The following is a 10,506-nucleotide window of genomic DNA, read 5'->3' as shown; positions in this document are numbered from 1 at the left end:
TTTAGCTCTTGCAGTGCGCAAGTAGTCCTGCTTCAGCACATCCAGCATACTGGCTCTGACATAGCGGACTTTCCGTCCGGCAATCCCTGTACTGAGCACAATTACCGGAAGAATCATGTGCCGGATCCGATCCCACAGACCTCCATCACCGCCAAGCTCTGTCATCCCTCCGGTTGGGAGAAGGCCCAACTGCAGCGAGAATAGATAGATTAACGCAAGACCCAGGAAGAAATTAGGGATTGAAGTGCCGACGAAGGACAGGCCGGTAACCAGGTAGTCCCATTTCGAATTTTGCATCAGGGCGCTGAAAATGCCGACGGGCACAGCGATCAGCAGTGCTACAATTAAAGCGACAGCAGCCAGGAGGCAGGTTGCTCCCAGCCGCTGCAGGATCATCTGGCCTACAGGCTCGGACGAGCTGATGGAATAGCCTAGATTCCCCTGAACCAGCTGGAGCAGCCATTTGGCGTACTGCATATACAGCGGATCATTTAGGCCCAAAGCTTCTTTCTTGGCTTCGATCAATTCAACCGGCGTATTCGCGTCCATGAACATTTCCACCGGATCACCGGGTGCCATATTCATAATGATAAAATTGATAATCGTAATCCCCAGCAGCACAGGAATAATGATCAGGATTCGTCTGACAATATAGTTAAACATGTTGCATTCCTCCACTCAAAAGAGTTACGCCAGCGGGTAATGGCAGGCAGACATATGGCCGTCACCGGATAGAACCGGCTCCTGTTCCTTGCACAGTGCCGTTGCCAGCGGGCAGCGGGTATGAAACCGGCAGCCGCTCGGCGGGTTGGCTGGACTCGGAACATCCCCTTCCATTACGGTCCGGGCTTCGTTCCGCAGCCGCGGATCAGGAACCGGATAAGCATTCAGCAGCGCCTGTGTATAGGGATGTTTGGGGCTGCTGAAAATCTGCTCCCTGGTTCCGACCTCCACCATTTTACCAAGATACATCACGGCAATCCGGCTGCTGATGTATTTGACAGCCCCCAACCCGTGGGCAATGAATAAGTACGTCAAGCCCAGCTCCTTCTGAAGATCCCTCAGCAGATTAAGAATTTGCGCCTGAATCGACACGTCCAGTGCGGAGACCGGCTCATCGCAGACAATCAGCTTAGGTTTCACCGACAATGCCCTGGCGATGCCAATCCGCTGGCGCTGGCCGCCGGAGAACTCATGGGGAAAGCGGTTTTTGTAAGAACGCGGAATGCCCACCATGTCGAGCAGCCGCTCCACTTCCGCTTCGGCTTGTCCCTTCTCAATCAGCCTGTGAACCAGCATCGGTTCAGCAAGAATATCCTTTATTCGCAGGCGCGGATTCAGTGAGGAAGACGGGTCCTGAAATACCATCTGCATTTGGGTCCGCAAGGACTTCATTTTCCCGCTTGGATAGGCTGAGATGTCATTACCCTGGTACCAGATCTTCCCTTCCGTTGAAGCTTCCAGGCGGACAATCGTCCGCCCGATCGTTGACTTACCGCAACCGGATTCACCGACCAGCCCAAGCGTCTCTCCTTCCTCAATATGAAAGCTTACATCATCAACAGCCTTAACATGACCTGCGATGCGGGAGAGAATTCCTTTGCGGATGGGATAATAAGTTTTCAGCCCCTCTAGTCTTAGCAGAGGCTCAGCTTCGGTATGTTGAGCAGCTGTATTCATATAATCCCCTCCGCTAGCGTGCGATTGGTACTTTCCTTGGACTTTTCCGCCAGCCAGCAGCGCGAGTAATGGCCGTCGCTGACTTCCAGAAGCGGAGGCGGAAGCTTGCATCGGTCTTCGGCAAATTCACAGCGGTCATGGAAGCGGCAGCCTTTGGGCATTTGCGCCAATGAAGGCACCGTACCCGGAATGGAAGCAAGCCGCTCCTCCATATCACCCGCTTCACCGAGATGGGGAATGGATTTCATCAGCCCTTTGGTATAAGGATGGGACGGTTGTTCGAATAGAGTAAATACATCGGCTTCTTCAACTACTTGCCCTGCATACATAACGACTACCTTGTCTGCCATTTCGGCAATCACGCCAAGATCGTGAGTAATCAGGATAATCGCTGTGCCGGTTTCTTCCCGCAAATCCTTCATGAGATTAAGGATCTGAGCCTGGATCGTTACATCCAGTGCAGTCGTCGGCTCGTCAGCGATCAGCAGCTTAGGGTTACAAGAGAGCGCCATGGCAATCATTACGCGCTGCCTCATCCCGCCGGAGAGTGCGTGCGGATACTCGTCGATGAGTTCCTCTGCCCGCGGAATGCCGACTTTCTTAAGCATCTGAACCGCATAATCTTTTGCCGGCTTGCCCTTAAGGTTCAAATGAAGCCGGATCGCCTCCACCAGCTGATTGCCGATCGTGAATACCGGATTCAGCGAGGTCATCGGTTCCTGAAAAATCATGGAGATCTCACCGCCGCGAATTTTCCGCAGCTCATTTTCACTTTGCTTACTCAGGTCTTTGCCGTTAAAACGTACTTCACCTTGTTTGATGAGACCGGTCTTGCCCAGCAATCTCATGATCGAGAGCGAAGTGACACTTTTACCGCATCCGGATTCTCCAACAATGCCTAGCGTTTCGCCGGGTTTGAGTGCAAAGCTTACACCGTCAACGGATATTACTTCACCCCTGTCACTGCGGAATACGGTCTGCAGCCGGTCAACCTCCAGTAAGTTCATCATGGCGCCCCTCCGTTCATGAGAATTGTAGATTGAATGTTATGTTAGGTAACAAGCTTTGAACTTATTATAGCGGGGCGGCTGTAAAAGCAGTAGGCGTTACAGTTCTTCTTGGTATCGTTACTTGCCTGTTTTCATGAAAACAAATCAAGATAAGTATCATTTTTTGCTATAGGGGGCGTTTGCTTGTCATTAAGCTCTTTGAATCGCGTGAATGTATGTTATAATTCATAACATCATAATTTGAAATGCTATAGATGGGAGAAATCACCGATGAAATCAGCCTACCGTACATTTTTCCTGAAAAATCTCTATCATTTCATTCTTCCCATGCTGATACCCATCGCCATTCTCGGCACCTTCTCCGCAATTATTATCCAGCAATACATTGGCAAAGAAGCTACAGACGCCAACCTGAACGTACTGAAAGGCATGCAGTCGAATGTGGATTTGCAATTTGAGCAGCTGGATACGCTGTACATGCATTTTGTTGCCAGTGCGATTGAACTCAGCGAATTGAAGAGCATACTCAGCAAACCGCTGCCTTCTCTGGAGGATTACAAACGGCTGGCCGCGATCAAAAATTTCATCGACTCTCCGGCCATCGCCCGCTCGTACATCGATTCCATCTATATCTATTTAGAAAATGACAAGAACCGCTTCATTACTTCTACTACCGGCGGGCTGATGGAATTCAGTGATTTCTACGACGTTTCCTGGTATGACGAATATCTCCGCAGATCGGCACTAGGCGATGATTACTGGACGGGGAAGCGTTCTTTTCTCAAATACAATCTGTTCAACTATAATACTGAGGTTATTTCGCTCTATCAGACGCTGTACACTTCCAGTCCGGGAGAAGGGGTCATCGTCCTAAACATCAAAATCGAGCATCTGCAGGAACAGCTGTCTGCGCTGCGCACACCGGATAACCAATATTTGCTGATGCTCGATTCAGCCAATCAGATTATTCTGCAGAACAGGCCATTTCAGGAAGGCGATACAGAGGAATTACAGCTGCTGCTGAAGGACTCCCCTAATGAGACATTGTCCTCGGAGTCACCGGATTCCCGGTTCGTCTACTCCATTCTCTCTTCCGAGAAGTACGGCTGGCGGTTTGTGTCCATTACTCCGAAAAAGTCACTCTATGCGCTCCCGCTTAGACTCGGCCTCTATACATTGCTTGCTATCCTTTTTTCATTTGCCGTCGCTGCCTGGATCAGCCAGTATTTCGCCAAACAGCATATGAGTGAAATCCGCCAGATTACCAATCTGCTGCAGAGTGCAGAAAAAGGTGAGCCGCTGCCCGTTCTGCCAAACCGTAAGCATAACATCTACAATTACATCATCCAGCGGATTCTGGTGCATTTTTTGGAGAACAATTATCTGAATGCCCAGCTCGCGGAACGGAAAGCCAAAGCCGAGATCCTGGAATTAAGTGCGCTGCAGGCTCAGTTGAACCCTCATTTCCTGCTGAACACCTTCGACACCATTAACTGGAAAGCAGCCTCTGTCACCGGGAATATGAACAGTGAGCTGAACCAGATGATCGGACATTTAGGCGACATTCTAAAAACAGCCCTGGATTACGAGCATAAATATATTCCGCTTGAAGAAGAGCTGGAGTATACCCACACCTATATTCAGATTCAAAAGATGCGGTATCAGGATAAATTCGAGGTGCTGTGGGATTGCGGTGCCAATGCCCAGCAGTTCATGGTGCTTAAGCTGCTGCTGCAGCCGCTGATCGAAAACAGCCTGTATCACGGCATCCGCAAAGTCGAGGGCAAACGCTATATCAAGATTAAAGCAAGGCTGCAGCAGGAGCGGCTGCTCATTAGCGTTACAGACAATGGACAAGGTATGGACAGGGATCAGCTCCAAGCGCTCCGGTCAAGGCTGGGGGAAACTACAGGGGATTTATCGAGTCATATCGGCGTGGTGAATACACACAAAAGGCTGCAGCTGGCCTATGGAGAACTAAGCGGTCTGCAAGTGTACAGCAGGTGGAATTCGGGGACGATGGTCACAATAACGATTCCGGTAAAAGAGACATTGTAAAGGGGGCTAAGCAATGTATAAATTGTTGATTGCAGATGATGAACAGGAGATCCGCCACGGACTGAGCTCTTATTTCCCCTGGCATGAGATCGGCTATGAGGTGGTGCAGCATGTGGAGAATGGCCAAAAGGCACTGGAGTATATTACCGGTCATCCGGTAGATGTACTGCTATGTGATGTCACTATGCCCGTCATGACCGGGATCGAGCTGGCAGAACGGCTGCATCTGGAGAAATCACCTGTGCAGGTTGTTTTCTTAAGCGCTCACCGTAATTTCGAATACGCCCAGCAAGCCCTGCAATTCGGAGTCCGCAACTATATTCTCAAGCCCACGAAGTATAAAAGCATTTTCGATACGTTCACAGCGCTCAAGGAGTCGCTCGACAGCGCCAAAGCCTCGCTGCTGCAGGCTTCTTCCCCTGGCGATTGCCCGCCGGATCTCATTGCCGGGCACGAAGATCCCGTAATCCGAAAAATCGCCGCTTACCTTCATGAGCATTTCAAGGAAGCTTCCCTCGAAGGGGCATCTCAGATCGTGCATATGAACCCCACTTATATCAGCAAGTATTTCAAGCAGAAAACGGACACTAATTTCTCCGATTACCTCAATACGGTACGGATGCAAAAAGCTGCAGAGCTGCTGTCCAGCCATCAGTTCAAGACTTACGAGATCAGCGATGCAGTCGGCTATAATAATGCCAAGAACTTCACCCGCTCGTTCAAGAAATTTTACGGCAAATCCCCTAGAGAATATATTCAAAGCTAACGTGCTTCCGTCTTGTCTTCAGCTTGACCGATACCGATGCGGTGGTAGCCCGGCTTCTGCAGAATACCCCGGATATGGGAAACGCGCTCAGACCCTTTTACAGAGCTGGAGCAGCCTAAGTACATGATTAACTGATTTAACTGCGTCTGCTTATTAATCCGCTTGTTCTAGTCCAGCTCTTCATAAGTGCTAAAAGGATCATTCCGGTAAGAATACCAGCGGAGTCGATAACCATATCATACAGCCTTCCGTCGCGCCCAAAATACAGCTGAAATATTTCAGTCGTCACGGCAAATACCACGGACCATAAAATGCTTTTCCCATAGCTTTTATTGATACGGTAGAGCAGAATTCCGAAAATGGAAAACCCTGAAAAATGCCCGATTTTCCGGATGATATAAGCCTTGGTGTGATAAAGATCCATCTGAAGCAAGTGATGAAAATCCGGTGAAGGTGTAAAGTGGAAATATGGCAGCACACCTGTACTCCAAAAGCTTGAATTGGCGGCACACGTGAATATTAACAGTACAATTCCCCAAAGCAACAGCATAACGGCTTTCATAGCAATCCTACTTTCTGGTACGTGTATGAACAGATATAATAGCTATTATAGCTTTTTGCCAGCTATTTAATCAATTGAACAGGACGTCCCTTCTAAACCTGACAGTAAGTAGTCAACTTACTCCCTGTATAATTTGTTTCAAGGAGAGGATGCAGACTATGAGTACTTATATCACTAACAAACAAAAGATGCTGCTTACAGGAGTAGCGGTACGGACCACAAACGCAGATGAAGCAGGAACAGATGGACGATTGCCAAAACTTTGGGAAACCTACTTTCAGAGCAATCTCACATCCCTGCCAGGGATCAGAAATCCGCATTATATTTATGCGCTGTATACCGATTATGAAAGTGATGCAGCCGGGGCTTATACCACCTTAATTGGACATGAAATTAACGAAGAGCGGGCGCGGGACGACAACAATCTTGAGGTCGTGGTTATACCTGAGAGCAAGTACCTTGTCTTCAAAACACGAAAAGGCCCGGTGTATGAAGTCGTTGTGGAAGCCTGGCAAGAAATATGGGATTATTTCAAGGAATCAACGGAGGTCAGAACTTACACGGGAGATTTCGAGCTTTACGACACCAGAAACTACGATTCGGCAAACACAGAAATTGAGATCTACATAGCTATAAAACAATCACTTTGACGCCTGATCGGGCGTCTTTTTTCATATACAGGCATTCTGCATATCCCAGGATACACCATTTCCGATATAATTAAGCATACTTATACAATCGTGGTGATGAAGATGAATTATGAAAATGCCGGCGATGTTTTACCGGAGCAGCTATTAAAAGAAATCAAGAAGTATGCGGCAGGTAAGCTGCTCTATATCCCTCTCGACAACGAAAAGAAAGCCTGGGGCGAGGTTTCCGGCTACCGCCATTTTTTGGTCAGACGTAATCAGTTTATCCTTAACAAATTTGTTCATGGCATTGGCATCCGCGAGCTGGCAACGGAGTTTCATCTGTCTGAGGAGACGATAAAACGGATTGTGTATTCCAGGAAAGATACCAACAAACTAGATTATCATCCGACCTCAAAATCTGCCATGATGTATTCGGAAGCAGGTATGCTGGAAGAGTGGCTTCATACCTACCTGCTGTTTGACCGCTGCAACAAGGTTTTCTCGGACGGCCTGCGGCTAATGTACCGCTATTATCTAGGCCCGCTTATAATGCCCTTGTCATTATTTAAGCGCTCCAGCGGACCGGAAGATCATATGAAGTGGAAGATTCATCCAGATGTATTTGAAGATAAGGTTAAGTATTGGATGAATCAGATTGATAGCCAAGCAGAAACTCCGCCGCTGATCGTCAACTTTGAAAAAGGCAGGCTCGAGCTGAATTGTAATAATCCGCTATTGGAGGCGTTGAAGCGATCACGGGTGAATGAGCATCCCGTCATCATCTGGATTACCGACCTACCCGATCACGACAGATTTCAGGAGGAGTATGCAGGATATCAGTAAGAGCATGTCGAGAACAGCTTAACTCAAACAGGACATAGCATCCTCCGCCCCTCTCCCCTATGATTGTAATGAAGGCTAATATGTAAGAAGGGTGATCCATTATGAAGTATGGCAGTACAACCTGTGCCCTTGAATACGCCGGACGTGGTGCTATTGATGAATGGGTCCAATTATTTCTGAGAAATGACGGTGAGAATCTTGAATTCGCCGATGGCTTATTATTAGAGAAAAGATACTATGAAGGTCCAATCCTGACCGATATCACGGTGTTCGGGATCGAAGAAGGGGCCCCATCGTATTTGAAGGAAGCAGATGAAATTGACAGGTTTTTTGAGGTGGTTGAGCGGATGAAAAGCATCTGGGCGGACTGGGATTTCCCTCCTTTGATTGTGAATTATGCCTTCGGCAGATTTGAGATCAATGATGGACGCCACCGTAATATTGCCTTGCATCAAATGAATATTACGTGGGCCCCCGTTATCTTTTGGGCAAGCTCTGAAGAAGACCACCGCTATATTACAGAATTTATAAGGAGTACTGAATCATGACACGGAAATTACCGTTATTCATTATCACAGGTGCCAGTGGCGTAGGAAAGACAACTGTAATGCATGAACTAAGAAGGATACTCCCCGATTTTGTAGTGTTCAGCACAGATCATGATAATTTCGGTACAACTGCTGACAAGCTGGAATATCAGGACAGGTATAACCTGCTGCTGCATTTTGCCAATGCCGTGGCGAAGTCAGGGAGAGGTACAATCATTTGCGGAACATTTATGACCTGGGATGCCGAAAAATGTGATACCTACGATAACTTTAGTGAAATCTGCTTCATTAACCTGCACTGTGATGATGAAACCCGCCGTGAACGGCTTCAGAGCCGGGAGGATAAGGCCCTGTGGACAGAGGATATGCTGAAGCAGCATGAGCAATTTGCCCAATGGCTTCTCGACCATGCAGACACCGACTATAATCCGCCGATGCCTATAATTGATACCTCCTCTACATCACCGGCCCAAGTAGCAGAGCAAATCAAAAGCTACATCCTGCAAAAGTGGAATGAGCGGCAGGCGAGTTCAGTAGAATAACCTGACGGTACAGGTTGACCTAGTTTTACTAAAAAACGGCCATCCCCCAAAGGATGGCCTCAATCATCTGGTCACTTCACCCAGACATCCTTATAGTTGATTTTGCCCCAGGCATTCAGCGAGATACCGTGCAGTGACGGATCATGGCCGACTTCCTGCAGACTGTGATACAGGAAAAGCACGTTCACCTGCCGTTTCAGTTCATGCTCTACTGCTCTTAATACTACCCTCCGCTGTTCCTCGTCCGGTTCACTTAGCGCATCAGACAGCATAGATTCCACCGTCTGTCTTATGGAAGGGTCGAGATGGTTCTGAATATATCCGTTATTCGACCTGTACATTTCGAGCAGTGTGATGGAGGGCTCATCACCCAGTACTTCACCCTCATAAATCATATCCGCCTGTATGATCAGTTCTGCTTGTGACAGCTCCCGGATCGAAACTACGTTAAGCTCAATATGCACACCTATGTTCCTGCATGCTGTCTGAATCCAGCGTACATCCTCTTCATTGCTGAAATATTCATAGGTGTACAGCTGAAGAATTTCTCCTGCATATGCGGAGTGCTTCAACAGTTCCAGTGCCGCTGCGGCTGAACAGTCACCGGCGTAGTCGACATCATAGAAGGCAGGATCAAACCCCGACGCGGGCTGAGTTCTCCTGCCTTTCAGCTCCACTATCATTTGTTTGCGGCTGAGTGCCAGGTGAATGGCCTGACGCAGCTGTAAATCCTGCAATACTCCAGGTTTGGAAAGGTTGAATGTAAGCACCGTGCTCCCCAGCTCGAGCTGATTCAGCGTCTGCACTGACTCCACCTTATTAAGTGCCTCGAAATACAGGAGATGCGCATTAGCAAGCGGTTGCTCCTGCCGTAGCTCCTCCTCGTACCCGGGCCATACCCACATCTCAATCCGGTCCAGAAAAGGCCGTCCGGCAAAATAATGCTCATTCGCTTCCAGTACCAGCATAGATTCTGTATTGCTGCTGATACTGAAAGGCCCCGTCCCTACCGGCAGCCTGGCATAATCACGCCTTGCTGCAAGCTGCTCCAGATCATCCGGGACAATGGCAAACCGTTCCGTGGCAATAAAATGCGCAAACAGTGTGTTTGGCTCCTGCAGCTCAAAGCACAAACTGTAGTTGCCTAATACTTCTATGGTCTGCACACTTTTCACCAGCCAATCCTTCTCGTTCCACTGCTGAATCCGGGCGAACGTATACTTCACATCTTCTGCAGTCAGACGTTTTCCGTGATGAAACAGCACGCCTTTACGAAGGTAAAAGGTCCAGCGGCTATAGGGTCCGTCATGTTCCCAGAGATGGGCAAGCCCCGGCTTCAACAGACCGCTGGCTGCATCATATTGGGTCAGGGTATCACACACCTGGCGGATGATATGCGCTTCTGTGCGCCGCACAACCTTCATCGGGTCAAGATCCAGGACAGGACGGTAAAAAGGATAGCGAAGCACATCCTCCTCACTCTTCTGCTTCTGCACACCAAACTGTTCCACAAGCCATGTGCGGAACTCGGCATGCAGTACCTCCCCTTCATTACTCTGGATTAACTCAAAGGCTTCATTAATCTTCCCATGCGAGGCTAAATCCTGTGCCCTCTCCAGAACCAGCTCTTCCTTATTGCGCAGGAAAATAAGCTGTGAGGTGTTCCCTCTACCCAGCCCCGGTTTCCAGCTGATGTAGCGCTGCTCTTTCAGCTTCTGAATCAGGAATTGAGTATTCCGCCGAGTACAGTCAAACACAATCGCCAGCTCATCCATTGTAACGGGAAACCAGGTGCCGTCTGCTTCTGCTGCGTAACGCTTTTTTAACCTTAGATAATAATCTGCCATGTCCATCTGTTTGCCCTC

Annotated in this window: 11 protein-coding genes; 6 read left to right on the top strand and 5 right to left on the bottom strand. The window is 48.6% G+C overall.

Annotated elements, in window-relative coordinates; genetic code table 11:
• The 3 genes from AQR02_RS10585 to AQR02_RS10575 all read right to left on the bottom strand — a co-directional run.
• A partial coding sequence (locus tag AQR02_RS10585; RefSeq protein ID WP_245237296.1) for an ABC transporter permease occupies nucleotides 1–663 on the bottom strand: 663 nt, incomplete at its 3' end.
• A gap of 24 nt (nucleotides 664–687) precedes the next feature.
• Entirely contained in the window at nucleotides 688–1,680 is a 993-nt protein-coding gene (locus AQR02_RS10580) for an ABC transporter ATP-binding protein (protein ID WP_054940532.1), read from the bottom strand.
• On the bottom strand, nucleotides 1,677–2,690 hold the full coding sequence (locus AQR02_RS10575) for an ABC transporter ATP-binding protein (RefSeq protein ID WP_054940531.1): 1,014 nt from the start codon (nucleotides 2,688–2,690) through the stop codon (nucleotides 1,677–1,679). Before AQR02_RS10575 ends, AQR02_RS10580 begins: the two co-directional genes overlap by 4 nt.
• A gap of 270 nt (nucleotides 2,691–2,960) precedes the next feature.
• On the opposite strand from AQR02_RS10575, the gene AQR02_RS10570 reads away from it, so the two are divergent.
• Nucleotides 2,961–4,748 carry a sensor histidine kinase gene (locus AQR02_RS10570; RefSeq protein WP_054940530.1) on the top strand — a complete coding sequence of 596 codons (1,788 nt, stop codon included), beginning with the start codon at nucleotides 2,961–2,963 and terminating at the stop codon, nucleotides 4,746–4,748.
• Between the two features lie 13 nt (nucleotides 4,749–4,761).
• The gene (locus AQR02_RS10565; protein WP_054940529.1) at nucleotides 4,762–5,514 is read left to right on the top strand and encodes a response regulator transcription factor; all 753 of its coding nucleotides are present in this window, start codon (nucleotides 4,762–4,764) and stop codon (nucleotides 5,512–5,514) included.
• A gap of 136 nt (nucleotides 5,515–5,650) precedes the next feature.
• Here the strand turns inward: AQR02_RS10565 and AQR02_RS35520 are convergent, their stop codons facing one another.
• Nucleotides 5,651–6,064: a VanZ family protein gene (locus AQR02_RS35520; protein ID WP_425340004.1), complete on the bottom strand. Its 414-nt coding sequence runs from the start codon at nucleotides 6,062–6,064 to the stop codon at nucleotides 5,651–5,653.
• A gap of 170 nt (nucleotides 6,065–6,234) precedes the next feature.
• On the opposite strand from AQR02_RS35520, the gene AQR02_RS10555 reads away from it, so the two are divergent.
• The 4 genes from AQR02_RS10555 to AQR02_RS10540 all read left to right on the top strand — a co-directional run bounded on the left by AQR02_RS10555 (nucleotide 6,235) and on the right by AQR02_RS10540 (nucleotide 8,641).
• Nucleotides 6,235–6,726: a GyrI-like domain-containing protein gene (locus AQR02_RS10555; RefSeq protein ID WP_054940527.1), complete on the top strand. Its 492-nt coding sequence runs from the start codon at nucleotides 6,235–6,237 to the stop codon at nucleotides 6,724–6,726.
• 102 nt (nucleotides 6,727–6,828) lie between these two features.
• On the top strand, nucleotides 6,829–7,551 hold the full coding sequence (locus AQR02_RS33040) for a CD3324 family protein (RefSeq protein ID WP_209444142.1): 723 nt from the start codon (nucleotides 6,829–6,831) through the stop codon (nucleotides 7,549–7,551).
• A gap of 101 nt (nucleotides 7,552–7,652) precedes the next feature.
• Nucleotides 7,653–8,099: a hypothetical protein gene (locus AQR02_RS10545; protein WP_054940526.1), complete on the top strand. Its 447-nt coding sequence runs from the start codon at nucleotides 7,653–7,655 to the stop codon at nucleotides 8,097–8,099.
• Entirely contained in the window at nucleotides 8,096–8,641 is a 546-nt protein-coding gene (locus AQR02_RS10540; protein ID WP_054940525.1) for a P-loop nucleotide/nucleoside kinase family protein, read from the top strand. The genes AQR02_RS10545 and AQR02_RS10540 overlap by 4 nt, the downstream gene beginning before the upstream one ends.
• Nucleotides 8,642–8,712: 71 nt before the next feature.
• Here the strand turns inward: AQR02_RS10540 and AQR02_RS10535 are convergent.
• The coding region (locus AQR02_RS10535; protein WP_209444141.1) for an SgrR family transcriptional regulator at nucleotides 8,713–10,506 on the bottom strand (1,794 nt) is incomplete at its 5' end.

This window comes from Paenibacillus ihuae, from assembly GCF_001368795.1.
Lineage (GTDB): Bacteria > Bacillota > Bacilli > Paenibacillales > Paenibacillaceae > Paenibacillus_AQ > Paenibacillus_AQ ihuae.
This window is presented reverse-complemented; position numbering and strand designations above follow the sequence as displayed.